The sequence below is a fragment of the Acidimicrobiales bacterium genome (assembly GCA_035547835.1).
GTDB lineage: Bacteria > Actinomycetota > Acidimicrobiia > Acidimicrobiales > Iamiaceae > DASZTW01.
Genome location: DASZTW010000016.1, coordinates 1 through 21,407, shown reverse-complemented (window position 1 = coordinate 21,407; position 21,407 = coordinate 1). Strand labels below are relative to the sequence as shown.

20 protein-coding genes are annotated in these 21,407 nt (G+C 71.7%); 6 read left to right on the top strand and 14 right to left on the bottom strand.

From position 1 onward, the window contains the following. Positions 1-2: 2 nt before the first annotated feature. The 8 genes from VHA73_12620 to VHA73_12585 are packed head-to-tail and all read right to left on the bottom strand — an operon-like array spanning position 3 to position 7,395. Complete coding sequence (locus VHA73_12620) at positions 3-293, bottom strand: hypothetical protein (protein HVX18869.1); 291 nt, start codon at positions 291-293, stop codon at positions 3-5. Between the two features lie 4 nt (positions 294-297). Next, the gene (locus VHA73_12615; GenBank protein ID HVX18868.1) at positions 298-1,284 is read right to left on the bottom strand and encodes an exopolyphosphatase; all 987 of its coding nucleotides are present in this window, start codon (positions 1,282-1,284) and stop codon (positions 298-300) included. Then, positions 1,281-1,799 (bottom strand): DUF501 domain-containing protein, encoded by a 519-nt coding sequence (locus tag VHA73_12610; protein ID HVX18867.1) that lies wholly within the window; start codon positions 1,797-1,799, stop codon positions 1,281-1,283. The genes VHA73_12615 and VHA73_12610 overlap by 4 nt, the downstream gene beginning before the upstream one ends. Positions 1,800-1,819: 20 nt before the next feature. Then, the gene (locus VHA73_12605) at positions 1,820-2,527 is read right to left on the bottom strand and encodes an SRPBCC family protein (protein ID HVX18866.1); all 708 of its coding nucleotides are present in this window, start codon (positions 2,525-2,527) and stop codon (positions 1,820-1,822) included. Between the two features lie 10 nt (positions 2,528-2,537). Next, entirely contained in the window at positions 2,538-4,595 is a 2,058-nt protein-coding gene (locus tag VHA73_12600; GenBank protein ID HVX18865.1) for an acyltransferase family protein, read from the bottom strand. A gap of 15 nt (positions 4,596-4,610) precedes the next feature. Then, the gene (locus tag VHA73_12595) at positions 4,611-5,750 is read right to left on the bottom strand and encodes a phosphatase PAP2 family protein (protein ID HVX18864.1); all 1,140 of its coding nucleotides are present in this window, start codon (positions 5,748-5,750) and stop codon (positions 4,611-4,613) included. Beyond that, on the bottom strand, positions 5,747-7,048 hold the full coding sequence (locus VHA73_12590) for a phospholipid carrier-dependent glycosyltransferase (GenBank protein HVX18863.1): 1,302 nt from the start codon (positions 7,046-7,048) through the stop codon (positions 5,747-5,749). Before VHA73_12590 ends, VHA73_12595 begins: the two co-directional genes overlap by 4 nt. Continuing rightward, a complete protein-coding gene (locus tag VHA73_12585) occupies positions 7,045-7,395 on the bottom strand; it encodes a hypothetical protein (GenBank protein HVX18862.1) in 351 nt (116 codons plus the stop codon). Before VHA73_12585 ends, VHA73_12590 begins: the two co-directional genes overlap by 4 nt. A 69-nt stretch (positions 7,396-7,464) precedes the next feature. On the opposite strand from VHA73_12585, the gene VHA73_12580 reads away from it, so the two are divergent. Next, positions 7,465-8,130 carry a hypothetical protein gene (locus VHA73_12580; GenBank protein ID HVX18861.1) on the top strand — a complete coding sequence of 222 codons (666 nt, stop codon included), beginning with the start codon at positions 7,465-7,467 and terminating at the stop codon, positions 8,128-8,130. Positions 8,131-8,369: 239 nt separating this feature from the next. Continuing rightward, positions 8,370-9,026: an N-acetylmuramoyl-L-alanine amidase gene (locus VHA73_12575; protein HVX18860.1), complete on the top strand. Its 657-nt coding sequence runs from the start codon at positions 8,370-8,372 to the stop codon at positions 9,024-9,026. Positions 9,027-9,075: 49 nt separating this feature from the next. Here VHA73_12575 and VHA73_12570 read toward each other — a convergent pair whose 3' ends face one another. Further along, positions 9,076-9,381 carry a septum formation initiator family protein gene (locus tag VHA73_12570; GenBank protein HVX18859.1) on the bottom strand — a complete coding sequence of 102 codons (306 nt, stop codon included), beginning with the start codon at positions 9,379-9,381 and terminating at the stop codon, positions 9,076-9,078. A 116-nt stretch (positions 9,382-9,497) separates the two neighbouring features. Continuing rightward, positions 9,498-10,784, bottom strand: coding sequence for a phosphopyruvate hydratase (gene eno, locus VHA73_12565; GenBank protein ID HVX18858.1), 1,287 nt, complete (start codon positions 10,782-10,784; stop codon positions 9,498-9,500). Between the two features lie 236 nt (positions 10,785-11,020). Between eno and VHA73_12560 the strand changes: the two genes are divergently transcribed. Then, positions 11,021-13,402 carry a hypothetical protein gene (locus VHA73_12560; GenBank protein ID HVX18857.1) on the top strand — a complete coding sequence of 794 codons (2,382 nt, stop codon included), beginning with the start codon at positions 11,021-11,023 and terminating at the stop codon, positions 13,400-13,402. Here VHA73_12560 and VHA73_12555 read toward each other — a convergent pair whose 3' ends face one another. From VHA73_12555 to VHA73_12540, 4 genes are read right to left on the bottom strand one after another with little or no spacing between them, the layout of a single operon-like run. Continuing rightward, complete coding sequence (locus VHA73_12555; GenBank protein ID HVX18856.1) at positions 13,403-14,827, bottom strand: MazG nucleotide pyrophosphohydrolase domain-containing protein; 1,425 nt, start codon at positions 14,825-14,827, stop codon at positions 13,403-13,405. Positions 14,828-14,831: 4 nt separating this feature from the next. After that, positions 14,832-15,848, bottom strand: a complete 1,017-nt coding sequence (locus tag VHA73_12550) for a peptidyl-prolyl cis-trans isomerase (protein HVX18855.1) — start codon at positions 15,846-15,848, stop codon at positions 14,832-14,834. Positions 15,849-15,859: 11 nt separating this feature from the next. Further along, positions 15,860-16,510 carry a TetR/AcrR family transcriptional regulator gene (locus tag VHA73_12545; GenBank protein HVX18854.1) on the bottom strand — a complete coding sequence of 217 codons (651 nt, stop codon included), beginning with the start codon at positions 16,508-16,510 and terminating at the stop codon, positions 15,860-15,862. Between the two features lie 4 nt (positions 16,511-16,514). After that, positions 16,515-18,293 (bottom strand): MFS transporter, encoded by a 1,779-nt coding sequence (locus VHA73_12540; GenBank protein HVX18853.1) that lies wholly within the window; start codon positions 18,291-18,293, stop codon positions 16,515-16,517. A 254-nt stretch (positions 18,294-18,547) separates the two neighbouring features. Here VHA73_12540 and VHA73_12535 point away from each other — a divergent pair, with 254 nt between their 5' ends. Genes VHA73_12535 through VHA73_12525 form a run of 3 tightly spaced genes read left to right on the top strand, consistent with a single transcriptional unit; the run spans position 18,548 to position 21,336 of the window. Then, positions 18,548-18,922, top strand: coding sequence for a hypothetical protein (locus tag VHA73_12535; GenBank protein HVX18852.1), 375 nt, complete (start codon positions 18,548-18,550; stop codon positions 18,920-18,922). 3 nt (positions 18,923-18,925) lie between these two features. After that, the gene (locus tag VHA73_12530) at positions 18,926-19,702 is read left to right on the top strand and encodes a L,D-transpeptidase family protein (GenBank protein ID HVX18851.1); all 777 of its coding nucleotides are present in this window, start codon (positions 18,926-18,928) and stop codon (positions 19,700-19,702) included. 14 nt (positions 19,703-19,716) lie between these two features. Then, positions 19,717-21,336, top strand: coding sequence for a sigma-70 family RNA polymerase sigma factor (locus VHA73_12525; protein HVX18850.1), 1,620 nt, complete (start codon positions 19,717-19,719; stop codon positions 21,334-21,336). Positions 21,337-21,407: the final 71 nt, after the last annotated feature.

Sequence of the window (21,407 nt, the reverse complement as noted above, 5' to 3'; positions counted from 1 at the left end):
CGTCAGCGAGCGTTGGCCAACTCGTCGAGCAAGTCGTCCTGCTCCCGTTCGAGGCGGGCCAGCTCGCCGCGGAGACGGTCACGATCCCTGCGCATCACCTCGGCCGAACGGGTCGCGTCGCGCTGCTCGGCCGACGCCAGCGGCGAGTCGGCCACGATCGCCTCGAGCTCGGCGTCGGTGGCCACGTCGGCGAAGTGGTCGAGTTGGAGCTCGGCGACCACCAGCTGCTCGCGCACGGCCTCGATCCGGGCGACGTTCCGCCGCAGCTTGCGTTCCACCGATGCCCAACGCACCGGCTCAGGGTACCCCGCGCTCCCCGCGCAGGAGTGCGGCAGCCAACCCGTCGAGGATGTCGGCCTCCGACGTGAGAAACGACGACTTGTCGAGCGCGTCGAGCAACGAGACCAGCACGAGCAGGCCCCCGACGATCACGTCGGCCCGTTCGGGTTCCAACCCGACGACCGTGGCCTTCCGATCGGCCACGGTGAGCCCGGCCAGTCGACGGACGAGCGCCTCGATCCCGTCGCGGGCGAGCCAGCGGTGGTGCACCTGGTCGCGGTCGTATTCGGCGATCCCCGCGTCGATGGCTGCGGCCGCGGCGACGGTGCCCGCCAGCCCCACGACCGTGCGAGCCGCGCGGGCTTGTGCCAAGCCGTCGACGGCGGGCACCACCAGTGCGTCGACCGCCGCGCGGGCTGCGACGAGCTCGCTGGTCGAGGGAGGGTCGTGCTGGAGGTGTTGCTCGGTGACCCGGACGCAGCCGAGCTGGAGCGAAACCGCATCGTGGACGCGAGGCCGCCCGTGGTGGTCGACCGTGCCGGTGATGAGCTCGGTGGACCCGCCCCCGATGTCGGCCACCAGGAAGGGCCCCGCCGAGGGGTCGAGCCCCTCGGTCGCTCCCTCGAACGACAGCTTGCCTTCCTCGAGACCCGACAGCAGCTCCGGTTCGACGCCGAGTGCGTCGTGCACCGCCGCGAACAGCTCCGCTCGGTTGCCGGCGTCACGGGCCGCCGACGTGGCCGTCGCGCGGACGTGCGCGGCGTCCGCGGGCACGCCGAGCCGGTCGATCTCGTGGCGGTAGGCGCGCAGCGCCTCGGCAGTCCGCTCGATCGCTTCGGGTGCCAAGTTGCCGCTGGCGCCGACGCCTTGGCCCAGCCGGGTGATCCGCATGAGGCGCACCACGGTCCGCAGCGATTCGCCGGCCTCGGCCCCAGGCGCGGCTTCGGCCACCAGCAGGCGGGTGGAGTTGGTGCCGCAATCGACGGCGGCAACCCTGCCCGTCACGGCTCGCGGCCGGCAGCCGGCGACGGCGGCGGTGGAGCCACCGCGGGTCGGAGCCCGTCCTCGGCCAGCCGGGTGGCGGTCCACTCCCCAACCGGGTCGTCACCGCCCGCCAAGTACCAGGCGTAGTGCGCGTGCAGGCACTTGACGCCCACCCGCGTGCCGCCGACGCCGCCCGACGGGCGCGGACCATCGTGGCCGGCAGGTAGGTCGGCATCGCGTTCGGCCGCATAGCGCTCGTGCGCGGCGGCCAACTCCCCGTCGTCGACTCGGGCCTCGGCGGCGTCGACACCGCCGGTCGATTCGAGCCGGCCGATCCATGTGCGCTCCGGTTGGCCGACGAGCCAGAACCGGGTGGGCATCGGCGTGCCGTCGTCGAGCAGCGGGGCGTTGCGGATCACGAGCGGCGACCCGTCGGCGTGACGGACGACGACCTCGAAGCGGCCCGCCGGGCGACGGCCGAGCAGGGCGGCGACGGCCTCGACGTCTGCTGCCTCGGCGGCGTCGGTGGACCGCACGTCCCCGCTCCCCGCCCGCGTCACGCGCGGTGGCGGCGCATCAGCCACCACAAGATCACCAGCACCGCGAAGGCCGCGGCGGCCTCCTTCTCTCGGCCCGGCGCCGACGGTGACGGCAACGGGGTGGACGCAGCGCGCGGGGCCATGGCCCGCCGCGGCGGCTCGGGCGCAGGCGCCGTCGGTCCTTGCTCGGTCGTCGACTCGGACGAAGCCGCCGAGGCCGACGCCACCGAGGCCGACGGCCCGGACCGCGCTTCGCTCACCGCGATGGCGCTCGCGGTGCCGGCGAGCAGGCCGGCTGTGGTGGATGCCTCGAGAAACCCGTCGACGAGCCCGTCGAACGTGTCGGCCATGGCGCCCTGGTCGGCGCGGGAGAAGCGTCCGGTCACCGTCACCTCGGCCACCAGGCTCACCCGGGTGCCGTCCTCGGCTGGCGACGCGCTGGAGGTCAGGGTGACGACCGCGCTGCCGTGCCCCTGGGATTCCTTTCCCTCCAGATGTACGACCGCACGGTGAGCAGCCTCGTCACGCTCGACGACCCGCGCCACGCCGTCGTAGCGCGCCGCAGTCCGCCCGACGGTGACCCGCAAAGATCCCCGGCAGTCGTCGTCCGCCCCTTCGTCGATCCGGGCGCCCGGCACGAGGGAGGCCACTTGCGAGATGTCGCGCAGCGCCGCCCACGCCTGCTCGGGGTCCAGCCCGACCGTGAACTCTCTCGTCAACTTCACGGCCCGGAGCCTATGGCGAGCCAACTGCCGCGGCGGCAGGAGCGGCAGAAGGCACGGTGACGCCCGGCTCGACGGGCGCTTCCTTGGTGGTGCGGCCCACTTGGAGCAATCGAGGGGTGAGCCAGTCCTGCCACGTGAGCGATGCGCCGGGGATGTTGGTGTGGACCCCGTCAGGTCGCAGCACGACGCCGTCGCGGCTCTCGAGGTACTTCCCGCCCGGGCAGAACCACTGGGAGATCGGCAACGTCGTGACCTGGTCGGCGTGCCGGCGCGCCATCTCGTTGAAGACGCGTTGCACGGCGCCGACCCGCTTCGGGTCGTTGCGGGCGCTGGTGGTGCCTCCCAGGCTGCGGTCCCGCTCCTGGTAGCAGGGCACGTCGAGCAAGACGATGCGGGTGTGGGAGTAGCGGTTGAGGAAATCGATGTCATGGCGGAACTGGCTCAACAGCGCGTCGCGCCACGTTGCGGTGCCGACCTTCAGGTCGGTGCCGTCGGCGCGCTCTTGGTCGAACACCTCCCACGCGCCGAAGGCCATGACCACGATGTCGGGGTGGTCGCGCTCGAGCACGAACGCCCAGCGCTGGTCTTGCTTCATGCACTCCCCGCGCATCTGGGGGCCGTCGACCCGGCCGTCGATCACGGCGCGGGCGTCGGGCAGCAACCCGCAGCCGATCACCGCCACGTTGTCGAGCGAGATGCCGGGCCGGTAGCGGTCCTCGATCCCCCACCCCAGCGTCCAACCCGTCGAGTCGCCGACGATCAGCACGCGGGTGGGGCGGGTGGGCGGCACGGGCGGGATCGGAACTTGCGCCACGGTCGTGGGCGGCACGGTGAGGTTCGCGGGCAGGGTGGTCCGAGGGTCGTTGCCCGAGGTGAGCGACGACGCTTCGAGGCGCGACCCACCCGTGCCCAACGTGGTGGCTGCCACGATGATCACTGCGGCGGTGGCGGCGGCACCGACGAGGGTCAGGCGGGGCCGGGCGAACGAGATGCGCCGGCGCCGGATCGGCTGTTCCACCAACACGTACGACAAGACCGAGACGGCCACCGCCACCACGGTGCGCAGACCGAACAGCGGCCAGCGTGACAAGTGCACGCGGTCCGGGTCGAGCCACACGTTGATCGGCCAGTGCCACAAGTACAGGCCGTAGGAGATGCGCCCCAACCACACCAGCGGCCGCACGCGCAACACCGATTTCAACAGGCCGGTGCGCGGCATCATGGCCGCCGCGACCACGGCCGCCCCGGCCACCGCGAACAGCGCGTAGCCGCCGTTCAGCATCCAGTGCGAGTCGCCGCGCTGAGTGACCATGGCCCAGCCACAGAACGCCGCCCCGCCCAGACCCAGCACCTGGATCGCGGCGCGGGCTCGCCGCCGCACCACCGGCCAGCGGGCCAGCACCAGCGCGAGCGTGGCGCCGATCAGCAACGTCTGCGCCCGGCTGTCGGTGCCGTAGTACGCCCGGTCGAGGCCCGTGGGGCCCGCCGAGACGATCGACATGATCGCCACGGACGTGAGCGTCAGGCCGATCAGCAGCGGCAGCAGCCGCTCGAGGCGACCACGCACCAGCCGGAGCATGACGATCATGGCGAAGGGCCACACCAGGTACCACTGCTCCTCGACGCTCAGCGACCACACGTGCCGCAGCGGCGAGGGTGCCCCGAAGTGGGCGAAGTACGACTGGTGGCTGAAGATGAACCGCCAGTTCGCCCAGTACGTGAGCGACGCCAGCGCGTCGAGCCGGATCGAGCCCATCTGGCTCGGGTCGGCCACGAACGCCGCGTAGACGGCCACACCGACCAGCACCAAGGCCAGCGCGGGAAACAGGCGCCGGACGCGGCGGGCCCAGAACGAGCGCAGGCTGATCGCGCCGGTGTTGAAGTGCTCCTCGACCAGCAGCGTCGTGATCAAGAAGCCTGACAGGACGAAGAACAGGTCGACCCCGAGCTCGCCACCGCGCATCCACGGCATCGAGCTGTGGAAGCACAGCACCGCCGCAACTGCAATGCCGCGGAGGCCATCGAGGGCCGGCTGGTAGCTGAGGCGGGGCGGCTGGCGGTCGGGCATGAGCAGCCTCTCACGTTAGATCCCCGCCTTGCGCCGATCCCACCACGCATCGATGCGGTCCCACGCCACGACCACGATCACGACATACACCACGCCGAGCAAGAGGTCGGCCACGTAGTGCTCGCCGGAGAGGACCAGCGAGAACCCCATCCACAGCGGATACAGCACCAGCAGCACGCGCACGAACGGGTTACGGACCCGCGGCCACAACGTGACCGACACCAAGGTCGCGAACGCCTCGTGCAGCGACGGCAGCGCGGCTTGCAAGTTCACGGCCGCTTGTCCCTTGTCGATCAGGTGGGCGGCGAAGTGGAGGTGCCACCAGTCGTACCCGCGGTTGACCGTGCGCGGAATCAGCCAATCGCCGAAGCGGTGGTACTTCGCGGCCGCCAGCCACGGCGGTGCTCCCGGCGCCAGCGCGTACGTGGCGACGCCGAGGTAGCTCAACGTGATGAACCGCTTCGTGTAGCGCCACCAGGCGTCGTGGTCGCGGAACCACAGCCAGGCGGCGAGCGCATACGACGCGATGAAGTGTGACAGGTAGCAGAGGCTGACCAGCAGCTCCCACCACGCGACCGGCCGTTGCGGGACGAACGTGGCGCCGACCACGTCGATCGGGCGTTGCACCCCGAGCAGGTGTTGTTGCAGCCAGATGGTCGGGACGTGACCGAAGGCCAGGAACTTGTCGACGTTCAGCGGCGCGTCGACCTGGACCGGCATGTGCAAGAAGTGCGCGGCACCGCGGGAGTAGTCGTACAGGATCAGCAACCCCGCGAACGGCAGCCAGTCGACGAGCAGTCGCCACAGCGACCGATCTGGCCGGCCGAGCGTGACGACGGCCAGCGCGCCGACCAACCACAAGATCAGCGCCTCCCGGTCCGACAGCGGGAAGCCCCACACGTGCCAGTACACGCCGAGCGCGGCCACGACCGCCGCGAGGCCGACCCAACGGAACCGGGTCCCCGCAGCGGCCACCGCGACGCCGAGCAGGAACCAGTACGCCAGCGGGAACCCGATCGCCACGCCGCGGCCGCCCCAGGTCCACGCGAGCAGCGCAGCCCACACCGCCAGCCCGCCCAGCCGGGCGAGCCCCACCGCGGTGATCGACCGGCGGGTGACGGTCGACGGGCCGGCGGCGGTGTCGGGCCAGCTCATGGCCAGGACCCCATCAGCCGGCGGAGCTCGGCGGCGTGGTGCGACAGGGGCAGACCCGTCCAGATGGGATACAGGAACACGAACATGGCGAGCGCGCCCACGGTGACCGCCGGCGCCAGCCACTTCCACGCCGGCCGCGTCGCTCGGGACAACGCGTACGCGGCGCCGACCACGACGGGTGGCACCACGGCAGCTTCGTAGAAGCTGTACGCGGCACGGGAGTTGATGATCCACGGCAGCCACTGGGTGCCGACCGCGCCGACCAGTACCGCAGCCAGCCCGTCGCGCCGCCACGCGATCAGGACCACCAGAGCGGCCAGCCCGGCCATCCCGGCCGCCCAGACGACCGGGTTGACCACGGCCAGGATGCGGATCTCGGTGGGGTGCGACGAGTGCGGGCACAGACCCACGACCGAACGTGCCATGGCCGGCGTGCAATCGAGGCGGTACAGCGCGGCGGGCCGGGTCTGCAGGAACCAGGTGGTGCCGGAAGCGGCGTACACGTTCTTCGGCACCAAGTCGGCGTGGAAGCGGGCGATGGCCACGTGGTCGTCCCAGAACCCGCGAGGCGTCAGCCGCGCCGGACCGATCTCGCGGGGCAGCCACGCCGCTGCGTAGACGACCAGCGGCACCAGCACGACCCGCGCGGCGGTGCGCCCCCACGCGCGCCACCGAGCGCGGCCGGGTGCGACCTGCCGCCAGTCGAGCACGACCGCCACGGCGGCCACGACGGGGACGATCCACGCCCCGGACCACTTCACACCCGTCGCCAGCCCCGCCGACACCAGGGCGGCCAGCAGCGCTCGCCGGCACCGTCGGCGGTCCGGCTGCGACGTCCACGCCACCACCACGAACCACAAGGCGAACGCGAGGAACATGGCCACGAAGATGTCGAGCAACGCCAGTCGTGAGGTCACGAACATGACGCCGTCGAGGCAGATCGCGAGCCCGGCGCACAAGGCGAGCACCGGCGAGGCACCCAACCGCCGTGCCGTCGCGACGACCAGCGCAGCGATCACCGCGCCCGCCAGGACCGACGAGATTCGCCAACCCGTCGGCGTGAACCCGAACACGCGGATCCCGCCCGCGATCAGCCACTTTCCGAGCGGCGGGTGCACCGCCCGCCCGGACTCGGCGCCCCACTGCAGCAAGTCGACCGCATCGGCTGCGTAGAAGACCTCGTCGAACACATATCCCCGCGGGCGGGTGAGCAGCGGGAGGCGCACGGCGAACGTCACCAGCCCGGCCAGCCACACCGCCCACCGTCCGTCGCGCCACGCACGACGCTTCGTGCTCATGGCGCGGACGGCAACTGGTCCGACATGCGGCGCACCGCTTCGCGCGCCACCAGTTCGTCACCCAACCGCTTGCAGCGCCGTACGACTTCTGCCTGGTTGCCGACGCCCGACAAGCGCGGGCGCTCCGAGGCCGCGGGCAACCAAGGAGCGACGGGAAGGACCGGCGGCACGCGGGTGAACCGGCGCTCGATCAAGCTCTCGCACGTCCGCGCGCGGACAGCGGCCTCTTGGTGTTGCAGGTGCCGGTCCGCGCCGCACCCGGCGACGCCGCCGATCGCCACGACCACCGCCACGGGCACAGCGAGCCGGCGCCACCACGGGGCCGGTACGGGCGGGCGCGGGCGCATGGGCATAACGGTCTACCTCCCCGACGACAGGTACCGTGGACTCGCCACCCGTCCGGTGACCGCGTACCCATGGCCCCATCCACCTCGCCCCGACACGACCGCGCCGGGCTCCGGCTGTGGTCGCCCGCGTTCTTCGCGGTGGCGATCATCGCCTGCGGCGCCATGTACGGGGCCGGCTTCGGGATCGGGCGCGTGCTCGACGGTTCGGGCAGCCATCACCCTTCCGCCACCGTCCCCCGCAGCATCGACCAGCAGGCCGTGAGCACGCTCGAGAACGGCCTCGGGCTGATGAAGAGCGCCCGTGGCACGCTCGACGAGTACGTCCTGCCGATCCTGCCCGACGCCGGCCAGAAGTCGCCGTGTACGAAGCCGTCCGACGTCGTGGACAAGATCAACGACGCGATCACGCAGCGCACGCAGGCCGTCGACGAGTTCGTCGGACCCCTCGGCCAGACCGACAGCCGCGCGGCCGCCCTGGTCACCGAGTTCAAGACGATGGTCAGCCGCACGAACGCCGCCGATCGCCGACGCATCGTGTTCGTCGACGGCGATTACGCCACCTGGCAACGTTCGGGATGCACCGGATCTGCCCCAACCGACGCCAGCACAGCGCTGTCGGATTTCGAGACGGCGAACAGCGCCGCGCAGGACGCCAAGCGGGCGTTCGTCGCCGAGTTCAACCCGGCTGCGGCGCGGTTCGGCCTCCAGAGCGACTGGTCCGCCAGCGACCTGTGAGTATCCGGCGGCGCGTTGTCCGGGCAGCTCTGGCCGTCGGCCTCTCGGCCGCGTCGGCTGGGTGCGGACTGGCGGGTGGGTCGAGCGCCCACCGCGCGACCACCACGTCCGCGGCCGCCTCCACGTCCACGACTCGCGCGAACCCGACGACCTCGACCAGCGCGGCGGCCAGCGAGGCGCCGACCACCGCGCCACCGTCGACCTCGCCCACCACCTCGAGCGCAACAGCGCCGGCGGGCATGGCGGTCGTGATCGACCCGGGCCACGACGGCGGCAACGGCCAGCACCCGAGCGAGATCAACCGCCAGGTCGACGACGGGGTTGGCACGAAAGCGTGCGACACCGCCGGTACGCAGACCGACGACGGCTACACCGAGCACGCGTTCACCTGGGACGTCGCCAACCGGCTGGCGCAGTTGCTGCGCTCGCGGGGCGCCATCGTGTACCTCACCCGCGCCAATGACGTCGGCGTCGGCCCCTGCGTCAACCAGCGGGCGGCCCTCGGCAACCAGCACCCCGGCGCGATCGGGATCTCGATCCACGCCGACGGCGGACCGGCCGGCGCTCGGGGGTTCCACGTGATCCGGCCCGCCGGCATCAGCGGGCTGAACACGGCGATCGTGGCGCCGTCCTCCGCGTTGGCCATCGCGGTCCGTGACGCCGTCGCGTCCGGAACGGGCGAACCGATGGCTGGCTACGTGGGCGCCACCAACGGGATCGTGGCCCGCAACGACCTGGGTGGCCTGAACTTGTCGCAGATCCCGAAGGTCTTCGTCGAATGCCTGAACATGCGCGATCAGACCGACGCGGCACTGGCGCGCGACCCGGCGTTTCGCCAACGGCTGGCTGCGGCCCTGGCCGATGGCCTGGCGCGGTATTCGGCTGGCGCGCGCTGACCCCGGCACCCCGGCGGTCGGCTCGCCGGCGGGTCGACTCGCCGGCAGGTCAGCCGTCGGCGAACGGCCAGACTTGGGGCAACGTGGTCGGCCCCGCCGAAGGCGGGAGCACCACGTACGCCTTCTCGCCGGGCCGGACCATGTTGTACTCGCCGCGCGCGATCCGCTCGATGGTGGCGGGGTCCTTCAAACCCTCGAGGTTGGCGGCCAGTTGCTTGTTGGCGGTCTGCAACCTGGCGAGCTGCCCGGCCGCCGCGTCGGTCTGATGGCGCTGGCTCAGCCAGGTGCGGGTCGGGAAGTAGAAGGCGAACATGGCGGCGATCAGCACGAGGCCCCCGCCGACGGATCCGACCAACAAGGTCCTGCGCCGCGCCGCGGCCCGACGCGCCGACCGGCCTGAGCCGCGGCCGCGGGCCGGGGCACGACCACGGTCCGACGTCGCCGTGCGCGAGGTGCGCCGCGCCGGTGGCATCAGCCGCCCACTCCCCGGGCCAGGGCTGCGCCGCCCCGGTAGACGGCGGACTCCCCGAGCGCTTCCTCGATCCGCAGGAGCTGGTTGTACTTGGCGACCCGGTCGGACCGGGCGGGCGCCCCGGTCTTGATCTGGCCGCAGTTCGTGGCGACCGCGAGATCGGCGATGGTCGCATCCTCGGTCTCGCCCGAACGGTGGGACATGACCGACGTGTAACGGGCCCGCGAAGCCATCTGGATGGCGTCGAGCGTCTCGGTGAGCGTGCCGATCTGGTTGACCTTGATCAGGATGGAGTTGGCGACACCGGCCTCGATGCCGCGCGCCAACCGCTTGGTGTTGGTGACGAACAAGTCGTCGCCCACGAGCTGCACCCGGTCGCCGACCTTGGCGGTGAGCGCGGCCCAACCCTCCCAGTCCTCCTCGGCCATGCCGTCCTCGATCGACACGATCGGATAGCGCGACACGAGATCGGCGTAGTAGTCGGCCATCTCCGCCGGGCTCAACGACCGGCCTTCCCCGGCCAGCACGTACTTGCCGTCGCGGAACACCTCGCTCGACGCCGGGTCGAGCGCGATGGCGATCTCGGAACCAGGCGTGCGGCCGGCAGCCTCGATGGCCTCGACCAACACCTCCACGGCGGCCTCGTTCGACTCGAGGTCGGGCGCGAACCCCCCTTCGTCACCCACGGCAGTCGACAACCCGCGACCGCCGAGCAGCTTCTTCAGCGCGTGGTACGTCTCGACGCCCCAGCGGAGCCCTTCGGAAAAGGACGCCGCGCCGACCGGCATGATCATGAACTCTTGGAGGTCGACGTTGTTGTCGGCGTGGACCCCGCCGTTGATCACGTTCATCATCGGCACAGGCAGCTCGCACGCGTTGGTCCCGCCGACGTAGCGGAACAGCGGCAGCTCGAGCTCGTCGGCCGCGGCCTTGGCGGTCGCCAGGGAGGCGCCGAGGATGGCATTGGCACCGAGGTGCGCCTTGTTGTCGGTGCCGTCGAGGTCGCACATGGCCGCGTCGACCGCGCGCTGATCCAGAGCCTCGGTGCCCACCAACGCGGTGGCGAGCTCGTCGTTGACGTGGCCGACCGCCTGCTGGACACCCTTTCCGCCGAAGCGGTCACCGCCATCGCGGAGCTCGACCGCCTCGAACTGCCCGGTCGATGCGCCAGACGGGACGATCGCCCGTCCGCGGGCGCCGGACAGCAACAGGACCTCCACCTCGACGGTGGGGTTGCCTCGGGAGTCGAGGACCTCACGGCCCACGACATGCTCGATCAGGGACAACTTCCAGCTCCTTGGTCAGGCACCGGCGGCGCCGGCACCAGCATGGCGCGCCGAAGCGACGAGATCGGGGACCGATGGGGACGGAGCGAAGCGCGGCGGCGGCCCGAGCTCTCCGCCCACGACGAACGTACACGCCCCGGCCCCCGCCCTGGAAGCGGGCCAGCCGTCGGCCGGTGGCAGTCCCGGCCAATGGGTCGAATGACTCATCCCGGCGGCAAGTCGGCCGATGAAGACTTGTGGAGTCACGCCCTGGCCTCGCCCTGCAGCTGCGCGGCGGCGACGATCCCGGTTCCGCCCTCCGGGATCTGCGCGCCGTGCGCCGAGCCATCGAGGGCTCGATGGCCGAGGCCAGCGCGGTCTCCCCGGTGGTCCCGGCGCCAGGCGGCCCGATCGTGGTCGTCACCCCTCTTCCTGGCGCCGGGACCATCCAACCCGATGCGGTCCTGAGCCTCGCCGAGTCGCAGCTCGCCAACGCCGGCCCCCAGGCCCATCTGGCGCCGTTGGAGCTGGGCGGCGACCTCGACGAGCTCGACCACACACCGAACGCGGCGACGCTGCGCTTGTTCGCCGCCCCGGACCGCCCCTTGACCCCGGTGTCGCCGACTTGGGTCGACGCTGCCTTGCACTGGGCACTGGCCGACGTCGCAGCCGACGATCGGCTGCGGGTGCGGCTGCTCGGCGTCGAGTTCGACGTCGAGGCGACCCGCACCGCGGAGGTGCTGCGCGACGCACTCGAAGCCCGCGCGTGGTGCGACCTCGTGCAAGGCGACCTGACCAGCGAGATCCGCGTGGTGAGCCTGACGTTCGGGCCACTCCCCCACCTGGCGGTCGCGGGCGGTGGGCCCGGGGCCGACGACCGGGCCCTGCTCGATGTCTTCTCGTCGCTCCAAGCGCTCGCCCGCGAGGTGGCACCCACCGTGGCATGGGCGTGCGCAAGGTTCGATCCGGACTTCGGGCGGCTCGCGACCGGCCTCAGCCCGCTCGACCAGACCGAGGCCGGGTGGCCGGACCAGCACCTCGCCCCGCCGAACGCCGTGGCCGCCGCGCTCGTGGACCGTCGCATCCCCGGGATCTACCCCTACCAGGTGCTGTCGGCGCGGCACGTCGAAGCGCTCGGCGCGCCCCCGGAGCAAGCGGAACCGTTGCCTGGCGGCCGTTGGGAGGTAACGGCCGGGACGCCGGAAGCGTGGCTCGACGGCGAGCCGATCGAGATCCGGGCTCTGGCCGACCTGTCGCCGTTGCTCGTGCCGGCCGACAGCGTCGGGTCCGCCACGATCGACGACAACGAGGCCAGCTCCGCCGATGCCGGACCTTCGCTCGACGCGGTCGTCATCGAGCCGTCGCCCCACCGGCACCGCACCGACCGGGTCACGATCCTCGAGCTGGTCGGCTGGCTCGACGGGCAGCCGCACAGCAATGAGCCCGACCACGTCTCGGTACCACTCGGCTCGTTCGCCCGCTGGTTGGGTGTGGGCCTCGACTCGGTACGACGCCAGCGCCTACGGCGCCTGGCCGCCCCGCTCGTGCAGTCGGCCGCAGCCCCGGGCACCGAGCAACGCAGGGCCTGGGCCATCACCCGCTGGTTCGTCGCCGTGCAGGCCGGGAGCTGGCTGCGCCAGATCGGCGCCGGCGACGTGGTCGACGCGCTCGGCGGCGACGACCTCTCCACCGCCACCGGCCTGGCCAGCGCGACGGCCCGCCTCGCACGAGTCGCGCTCGACTGCCAACGGGTGCTCGACGCCCACCCACAACGCGACTTGGCGTGGGACGTGTGGGATGCGATCAGCGGGCCCTCCGGCTGGGACGCCGCGGCCCAGGCCGCCGTTGCCGACGTCGCCCCTGACGTGACGGCTGCGGCCGAGCAGCGCATGGTGGAGGTGGTCCGCGGCCAGGGAAGGTCGGCTCCGATCGACGCTGCCGCGCTGGCCAACGAAGTGTGGTCGGTGACGTTGGGCGCGCTTGCCGACCACTTGTGGATCGAGGGTTGGAAGTCGGCCGACGCGGTGGCTTCTGCCGCCGCCAACACCGACCTCCTCGGGCCGGCGCTCGGCACCAGCGCGGACATCTGGGACGCCCTCGACGATGCCGATCGCGCCGACGCGACGTCCGCTGCCCACGACGCCGCCCGTGGCCCGTTGGCGCGCGTCGGCCTGGACGTCGCCGAAGCCACCGAACAGCACCCCTGGGACCTGGCCGTCGACTCGGCCCACGCGGCGCCTGGCGCGACGGCGTGGGCCGCGCGGCTCGAGTTGGCACGGAGCCAGGCGGGCGAGGACGTGTGGCACCAGGCCATGGCGGCCGCGCGCCGCCGGGTCGACGCGCTGGGCGAGACCGCTCCCGACCTCGTCGCGCGCACGCGGCTCGTCGCTGCCGCGCGCGAAGCCGCAGCCGCGGCGGCGCGGCTCGCGGCAGCGGAGGAACTGGCCCTGAGCCTCGAAGCACAACCCGAACAGAGCCTCGAGGTCGGGCCGGCCCGCGACAAAGTGGTGCCGGCCGCGATCGCCGGCCTCTCGCCGGTCACCGACCAGCTCGGCCGCTCCGCACTGGGGCTGCTCGATCGCATGCTCCGCGGCCGATCGCCCGCACGGCGCCGGGCGGTTCGCCGCCGCGAGGTCTGATCAGCGGCTCGGCGCGCTGTCGGGCGGGGCGCCTTCAGCGGCTCGCACGGCGTCGGCGATGCGGGCGGTGGCCGCGCGCAGCGCCTGCTCCGGGTCGATGCCCGCCACCCGCGCTGCCGCCACGATGCGAAGCAGCTGGGCGCCCGTCGTTTCGGCGTTCGACGCGTCGACATCGTGGTCGGGGTCGACCGCGCTCAGCAGCGCCGACAAGGCAGCGGACACCGTGCCGCCCCGCGCCACGGTGTCCGCCTTGGCGAGGACCTTGTACGCGTACGCAAGGGCCGGCAGGGCAGGAGGGATGCCGTCCATCACGCTGGCTCGGCCCTTCTCCGCTCGTTTGGCCTGCTCCCACGTGAGACTCAACTCGGCCTTGGTGGGTGCGCCGTCGGGCGCGGCGAACACGTGAGGGTGGCGCTCGATCAGCTTGTCGGTGATCCCGCGTGCCACGTCGGCCAGCGTGAAGGCCCCTTGCTCGGTGGCGATCTGCGCGTGGAACCCGATCTGGAACAGGAGATCACCCAGCTCCTCCTCCAAGTGCGCATACGCGCTCGCCGCCACATCGGGGTCGGCATCGTCTTGCACGGGCACGCCTCGCTCGTCGAGTGCCCCCACGATCCCCGCGCGCGCCACGCCGTCAAGGGCGTCGAGCGTCTCGTAGGTCTCCTCGAGCAGGTGCCGGGTCAGCGACGTGTGGGTCTGATCGCGGTCCCACGGGCAGCCGCGCCGCAGCACCGGCATCAGCTCGGCGAAGCGTTGCAGCTCCGCGGCGACCGGGGCCGACAGCTCGGGGATCCACAGCGCCGTCAAATGGTCCGGGGCGAACGACCGGTCGAGGTCGCTCCAGGCCACCTCGAACACGGCCTCGTCGGGCAACCCGAGGCGCTGCATCACGGTCACCGGCCCGGTCGGGGGCTCCTCGACAGCCAGCTTGATGTCGGAGCACACCCAGCGGTCGTGGACGTGCGCGACGAGCAGCGGGCCGCGTGCGCCGGCCGCGGCGGTGGCGAACCGATGGCCGTCGACCAACCGCACGTTGGCCTCGACCGGGTCGACGCCGAGTCGGGCCCAGGCGACATCGAGAAACGACATCGACGGCACCAACTCGACCTCGACACGGGGATCGGCCCGCAGCAACGCCACACTCCGCTCGAGGACGAGCGGCGAGCCCGGCACTGCGTACAGCACTTCGCCGTGTTCTCCGGCCGCGGTCACCAGATCGGCCACGATGCGCCGGTACACGTCGTCGAACGTGTCGGCGGCCTCGTAGTGGTGATCGAACGCCGTCGCTTCCCCAACGGCGACCGCCGCGGGATGGCGGACCGTGCGCAGGTAGCGGTGCGGGATCCCGTCGATCGCCGCCGCTGCCGCGGCCGTGAGGAGGTCCGGTCCAGCCGGACCGAGGCCGACGACGACGACCCGGGCCATCAGCTCACTGGCTGGACAGGGCCGAGCTGGGCGTGGTGGTGGTCGTCGTCCCGAGGTCGAGGCCCTTGGCGAGCTTGGCCGGCACGCCACCGGGAGGGTCGACCTGGAACTTCGCCGCGTTCCACGTGCCGAAACGCGGATTGACCTCGACCTTCGCCTTCTTCAGCCACGCCTGCTGGAGCGCCGAAGCCTCGGTCTGCTGCTGCTGGGACTGCGATTGCGCGTACAGCTCCTGGAGCTGCGGCTTGGCCTGCTCGAACGTCAGGGGGCCACGCGAGCTCACGCGGAACACGATGTACTGGGCGGCCGAGACGGTCAGTGGACCGGTCACCTGCCCGACCGGGCTGGTGTGCAGCGCCGAGACGAGCTGCGCGGGCGAGCTGCTCAAGGAGTCGTCCGTCAGGCACTGCACTTCCTGCGTGCCTTGCGCCTGAGTGTCGGTCTTTTGCAGGGTGGCGAGCGCCGAGGCGAAGGACGTGCCGCCCTTGACGGCGTTCGCCGCCGCAGTCGTCGCGGCCTGGTCCGACCCGACGACGTACTCGATGCACGTGGCGTTCTTGCCTTTGAACGTCACGTTGTACAAGTCGTGCAGCCCCTGGTCGAGGTTCGTCGTCGACTTCTTGGCGAGGTCGTCGAGCACCAGGTTCTGGGCGACTTGCGCTTTGGCGGCCCAGTCGATGAAGGCGGAGTTGCCGTCGGCCGACGTGGCGGTCTTCTTCAGCGCGGCGACCTGCGACGGGTCGATCTTGAGACCCCGCTTGTTCGCTTCCTGCTCCCAGAACAAGTACTGGATCCGGAGGCTGAGGGTGCGGGCGACCGCGCTCACGCTGACCGGCTGGTCCTTCTTCTTGGCCGCCACCTGGTCGAGCAGCTCGGACTCCGAGATGTGGTACGTCTTGCCGTCGACCTTGATCGTCGCGGCTGGGTGCTGGGCCCAGTCACAACCCGCGAGGACGAAGGCCAGCACTGCGACGAGCGCGATCGGCAGGGCGCGGCGGAGAAGACGGCTCGAACTGCTCACGGGTGGTGAATCTAGGCGCGACGCGTGGCCGTTCCGGATTCGCGGCGGGCGGCACGCTTCGACGACCGCGTGGCCGAGTGGGCGCGGGCCGGCACCAGCAGATCGACGATCCGAGCCGGCATCGCCGGATCGAGGTCACGCGAGTGGAACAGGTAGTGATGCGACAGCAGCGCCGGACCGGCCTCGGCCAGCAGCTCCACGTCGGTCTCCGGCGGCAAGTCGCCCCGTTCGACCGCTGCCACGATCAACCGCTGCAGGTGCGCGCGGCGCTGGCTGATGAACACGCGCTCGAACTCGGCCCGCAGCTCGGGGTAGCGGGACTTCTCGGCCACGAACGCGGCCATGATCGGCCCGTCGTCGCCGGCCATGCTCTTTTGCACGTTGGTGAGCATGCTGAGCAGGTCGGCTCGCAAGTCGCCGGTGTCGACGAAGGGGAAGGCCGCGCACACGTGCTCGCCGAGCGAGTCGACCACCAGCTCGGCCTTGGTGGCCCAACGCCGGTAGATGGCCGCCTTGCCGACCCCGGCGCGGGCCGCGACACCCTCCATCGACACGCCCGCGTAGCCGCGCTCGACGAGCAGGTCGAGCGCGGCTTCCTTCACGTTGCGATCGATCTCGGCGGATCGTGGTCGCCCGACCGATCGGGCGGGTTCCTCGACCATCACGTCACCCCTGCGGGTCCAAGACGACGCCGTCGGCCACCGTGGCGCCGTCGAGCGGTTCGGGCAGGAGGTCACCGGCCTCGTCCCCGGCGACGGAACCGTTTGCCGTGCCGTTGGTCGCCGACCCGTTCGCGGTCGCCAGCGCCGGTGCCGGTTGCGCCGAACCGGGGGCGGGTGCACCGGACGCGGCCGGCGCAGCGATCGGGGCCGGTGCGCCGGGGACGACCGGCTCGTCGACCGGCGTCTCACGGGCCGGCAGCCACCGCAGCACGCCGAGGATCCCGACGAACAGCACGCAGGCCGCCACCACTGCGGCGACGTGCAAGCCGCTCACGTAGCTCGTGCCCGCCAGCGGCCGGACCACCGAGGCGAACGGCTTGCCCTGGGGGGACTGCAAGATGCCCATGGTCTTGCCGATCGAGTCGCTCAGGGGGCCGATGGCCGCTGCAGGCACGTGATGCGCGGTGAGCTTGTCGGTCATGTGCGACGTGTAGATCGACGCCGTGATCGAACCCATCACCGCCACACCGATGGCGCCGCCGACTTGGCGGGTGGTGTCGTTCACGGCCGACCCCACCCCGGCCTTCGCCCTCGGCAGCGAACCCATGATCGAGTCGGTGGCCGGCGCCATGATGTTGCCCATCCCGACACCCATGAGCATGGTCACCAAGATCACGTGCAGGGCGGACGACTGCGGGCTGAACGTGGTGAACAGCAACATCGTGACCCCGAGGACCGTCATGCCAGCCGCAACCACGACCTTGCTGCCGAAGATGCGGGTCCAGATCGTGCTGCTCGGCGCCGCGATCATCATCACCATCGACATCGGCACCAGCAGCACACCCGCCTTGATCGCGGAGTAGCCGAGGACCGACTGCAGGTACAGCGTCATCAAGAAGACCACGCCGAACAGCGACAGGAACGTCAACGTGATCGCGCCGCTGGCGGCCGAGAACCTGGGGTTCTCGAAGAGCCGCACGTCGAGCATGGGGTGGTCGGACCGCAGCTCCCACAGCAGGAAGCCGACGAGGATGAGCGCGCCGATGCCGAACCCCACCAGGGTCTTGGTCGACCCCCATCCGTTGCCCGGCGCTTCGATCACCGCCCACAGCAACGTGCCGAGGCCGGCGATCGACAGCACGGCACCGAACGGGTCGAGCTTCGGGGTCGACGGGTCGCTCGACTCGGGCACGAGCCAGTAGCCGAGGACCAACGCCGCGACCACGACCGGGACGTTGATCAGGAACACCGAACCCCACCAGAAGTGGGCGAGCAACGCACCACCGAGCACCGGACCGAGGCCGATGCCGATGGCCGACACGCCGGCCCAGATGCCAATGGCCTTCGCCCGCTCGCCGGGGTCGGTGAACACGTTGGTCAGGATCGACAGGGTCGACGGCATGATGAACGCCCCGCCGATGCCCATCAGGGCCCGGGTGGCGATCAGGACGTTGGCGTCACCGGCGACCGCGGACAGCGCCGAGCCGGCGCCGAACACCGCCAACCCGAACGCCAGGCCCTTGTACCGGCCGAGCCGGTCGCCGAGGCTGCCGGCGGTGAGGAGCAGGCCGGCGAACACGATGGTGTAGCTGTCGACCATCCACTGCAACTGGCTGGCCGAGGCGCCGAGACCGCCTTCGGGCTTGCTGTGTGCCAGCGTGGGGAGGGCGACGTTGAGCACCGTGTTGTCGAGGCCGATGACCATCAGGCTGAGGCACAAGACGAGCAGGGTCAGCCAACGCCGCCGGTAGACGATATCGGGGTCGTGCAACGCTGCACGCATGGGCGGCCTCCAGGTCATTACGGAACGGTCCCGTATCTTCTAAATCGATACGGTGTCGTCGCGCAATGTGTTTCCCGTCACCCCGGAAGATCCACCCTGCTGTGAGCACTCAACCACCTGACAGGTGGTTGAGCGCTCACAGCAGGAAGGGGCGGCGGGGAAAACGTCGAGATTTCGCGTAAGAGCGGCGCAAGTCGTCGGTCAGGACCTTCGACGACGCCGGAACGGCCGGCGTCCGACGAAGGGAACTTCCGATGATCAGCACCCGCTTCCGCAAGATGACCGCCATCGCCGGGCTCTCGCTGGCCCTGATGGCACCGGCGGGCCACGCCTTCGCCGCCGGCGGGCAAACCCCCCACGGCCCCGATGGCAAGACGGCCCCTACGACCGTGCCGACCCCGCCGCGGGGCCCTGGCGACATCACGAGCCCGCTGCCGGGCGGCGATCCGATCCCCTGCAACCCGGTGCTCGCCTCGTGTGACCTGACCAGCGGTGGGTCCGGCCCCGACAAGCCGACCAACCCGACCGACCCCGGCGATCCGGGTCAGTCGACGAACTCACCCACGCCCTCTGCGGCGCCCGCAGCAGTCGACCAGGCCATCCCCGCCCACCCCACCTTCACAGGCTGATCGATGACCACCATGCGCCGCCGACTCGGCATCGCGTTGCTCGCGCTCACCGTCGCCGTAGGCCTGTCGGCCTGCGGCCGCGGTGGGGGCGGCACCTCGAAAGCCCCACCCGCCCGCCGATCGTCGGTCGTGACCTCCTCGGCGGGCGCGACCGACGCCCCAACCGCCCGGCGCCCGGCGCAGCCACCTGGCGCGACGGTCGCCCGAGCGGCGACCGACCTCGACGTGTTCGCGAGCCCCGGAGCGACGATGCCGACCCGCATCTTGCCCGCCAAGACCTCGTTCGGGACCGCCCGTGCGCTACTCGTCATGTCCGCCGCAGGTGAGTGGCTCCAAGTGCTGTTGCCCGTCCGGCCCAACGGCTCCACGGGGTGGATCCGCCGAACCGACGTGGCCATCCGACAAGTGACGACGAGGATCGACGTCGACCTGGCGTCGCGGACGTTGACCTTGCGCGACGGCGACACCGTCGTGATCCAGACGCCCGTCGCCGTGGGCGCGCCCGACGTGCCCACACCAACCGGCACGTTCTCGGTCGTCGACAAGCTGGCGACCGGCGACGACGCGGGGGCGTACGGCCCGTTCGCGCTCGGCTTGTCCGGCCACTCCGACGTGCTCACCGAGTTCGGAGGCGGCGACGGCCAGGTCGGCATCCACGGCACGAACGACCCCAGCTCCATCGGGAGGGCCGTGAGCCATGGCTGCGTCCGGGTGCCGAACGACGTCGCTGTCGAGCTGAACGCCATCGTGGCGCTGGGCACGCCCGTCACGATCAAATGAGGAAGGATTGACTCGTGCCGGAGCGGGGAGCGGATGACCTCCCGTTCGTGGTGGCAGCGCAAGCGGGCGACGCGAGCGCCTTCGCCACCCTGTTCGATCGTTGGTTCGACCGCGTCTTCGACGTGGCGTTCCGGATCGTCCACAACCGCGACACCGCCGCCGAAGTGGCCCAGGACGTGTTCCTGGTTGCGTGGCAGCAGCTCGGGACGCTCGAGCAGCCCGCTTCGTTCGGTGGATGGGTCTTGCGGACTTCACGGAACCGGGCGTTGAACCGCCTCGACCGGGAGCGCCGCTCAACCAGCTTCGGCATCGAGGAAACGACCATGGAGATCGACCGACGCACACGTGTCGACGGCGCGGCCGCCGACCCGGGGTCCGATTTGGACCGCGACGAAGCCCATGACCTGGTCTGGGCCGCAGCTCGCGGCCTCGGCGAGCGCGATGCCAGCTTGCTCGACCTCCACCTCCGCCACGAGCTGGGTGTACCGGAGATCGCCGAGGCGCTCGGCGTCACGACCAACAACGCCCACCAGCTCCTCTTCCGCCTCAAAGGCAAGCTGGCCGGCGCGATCCGCAGCTTCGTCCTGTGGAGCGGTGGCCGGCCGGCGTGCCCCGAGCTGACGGCGGCGCTGCGTGAGAGCGGTCGCCACGAGTTCGACGCCGGCGCCGTGAAGGCCATCGAACGCCATGCCACCTCGTGCTCGGCCTGCCAGAACCGCCAGCGGTTGCGGCTCGCGCCCGAGGCCATGTTCGCCGCCGTCCCGATCCTCGCCGCCGGCGCCGTGCTCAAAGCGAAAGCGGCCGCGGCGCTCGATGCCGCCGGCATACCGGTGCCGGCAACCTCCGCGCCGTCGTCGGTCCCTCGTCACGACGAGCCGCCCGGGCCCTCCGGTCCGTCCGGCGGCGAGGGCGGCGGCACCGCCCCGGGGTCCGACCAGGCCACCGCGTCCGCGACCGGTTCCCGCTCCGACCACGGCTCCGGCCCGGCGGCCGCCTCCAGCCCGCCGGCAGCTCGACGGCGCGTCACACGGCGGAGGGTCGTCGGCGCCGCGGTCGTCATCGCGTTGGTCGCACTCATCGTGGGTCTGCTCGCAGAGCCGACTGGCCACGACCGCCGGGTGCGGGTCGACTCGATCGCGACGGACGCCGGACAGGTCGGCACGACGACCAACCCCGGCCGTCGGACCGCCGCGCCGTCGACCACCACCGGTGCCGGTCCTGCCGCCAGCGACCTCCCCGGAGTCGGTGTGCCGGCCCCGGGTGGCGTACCGAGCGGCACAGGCGCGCCCGCACCACGCGCGCCGACGTCCGCTCCGGCGGTCACCGCCGGTCCGACGACCGTTCCCACCCCGCCACCCACGATCGACGGCTTCCGGGCACGCGCCACCCAACCCGGACCGCCCTGCTCGACGGGCCAGGTGCCGGTGGTCCTGGTCTGGAGCCAGTCCGGCGGCACCTCGGCGTCGGTTGTCAGCCCGACCCCCGGCGCGAGCGTCCCGGTCGTGGACAACGCCGCCCAGACCGCCACTGCGTGCGTCCCCATTGATGCCGCCGGCGGGCCCGTCCCGGCCACCTTCAGCCTCACGGTGACCGGCCCCGGCGGCCACGCCACCCGCACCACCACCACCCCCTGACCGCCCAGACCGCCCAGACCGCCCAGACCGCCCAGACCGCCCAAGATCGATCCTGCTGTGAGCGCGCAACC